This window comes from Paracoccus sp. DMF, assembly GCF_004407025.1.
In the GTDB taxonomy this organism is placed as follows: domain Bacteria; phylum Pseudomonadota; class Alphaproteobacteria; order Rhodobacterales; family Rhodobacteraceae; genus Paracoccus; species Paracoccus aminovorans_B.
Genome location: NZ_SOKV02000167.1, coordinates 1 through 831 on the forward strand (window position 1 = coordinate 1; position 831 = coordinate 831).

At 70.0% G+C, this 831-nt stretch carries 1 protein-coding gene and 1 pseudogene; both read right to left on the bottom strand.

Annotated features, from left to right (window positions below; genetic code table 11):
• Positions 1-117: 117 nt before the first annotated feature.
• Entirely contained in the window at positions 118-498 is a 381-nt protein-coding gene (locus tag E3D03_RS21000) for a head decoration protein (RefSeq protein ID WP_263568554.1), read from the bottom strand.
• Positions 499-578: 80 nt separating this feature from the next.
• Positions 579-831 (bottom strand): annotated as a pseudogene (locus tag E3D03_RS21005) (S49 family peptidase); the annotation flags it as partial.

Sequence of the window (831 nt, forward strand, 5' to 3'; positions counted from 1 at the left end):
GTTGATGGCCTGCGTCATCTCGGCCAGCGAATAGCCGCCAGCGTCGAAGGGATTGCGGACGATGTTCATGGTGGGGCTCCGGGGAATGAGGGGAGGGGCGCGGCCGGGAGGGCTGCGTCAGACGCCGTCGCGGGCGACGATGCCGACCGCGGCCAGCTGGCCGATCTTGGTGGTGATTTTTGCGGCATCATCGACGGTGGCGTCGTAGGCGAGACCCGCGCGCGAGACGATTGCCGGGCCGCGGGCGACGACGATGCCCACGGCATCGGCCAGCGTCGCATCGACGGCATAGATCAGGACAGCCGAGGCGGTCTGCGCGCCATCGGTGCCGCCGCTGGTCGCGAGCTTGTATTTGCCGCTGGCGGTGATGCGGCCGAGGACGGCGCCGACGGGGTAGGGCGTGCCCGCGAGAAGCGTCACCACCTCGCGGGTGTAGTTCGGGTTGACCTCATATTTGAGGACATCGCCCATGCTGGGCGGTTCCGTCAGGACGGGCATGGTTCAGTCTCCAGGATGTTGGGGGATGCGGAGGCGGGGCGAGGGCCAGCGACGAATGCCGCCAGTGGCCAGCGCCAATGTCAGCGCGAGGCGGCGGCCGATTTCTTCGCGGCCGCCACGATGGGGCTTTCCTTCGCGCCAGAAGCCGGGGCGGTGGCCATGATGCCCGCGGCGTCACTGCGGGCGGCGAGGTCGGCCAGCACCTTGGCGCGCAGCGCCTCGGGCTTCACGCCCTTGGCGATGGCATCGGCAGCATCGATCTGGACGCCGAGCCGGGTGGCCTGCGCGCAAACCTGCGCAACCTCGGCCGCCTCGGCGCGGATGGCTTCGGGC

Bases quoted from the DNA above. Each gene is read 5' to 3' on its own strand.
- E3D03_RS21000 (WP_263568554.1), bottom strand. From the start codon at position 498: ATGCCCGTCCTGACGGAACCGCCCAGCATGGGCGATGTCCTCAAATAT.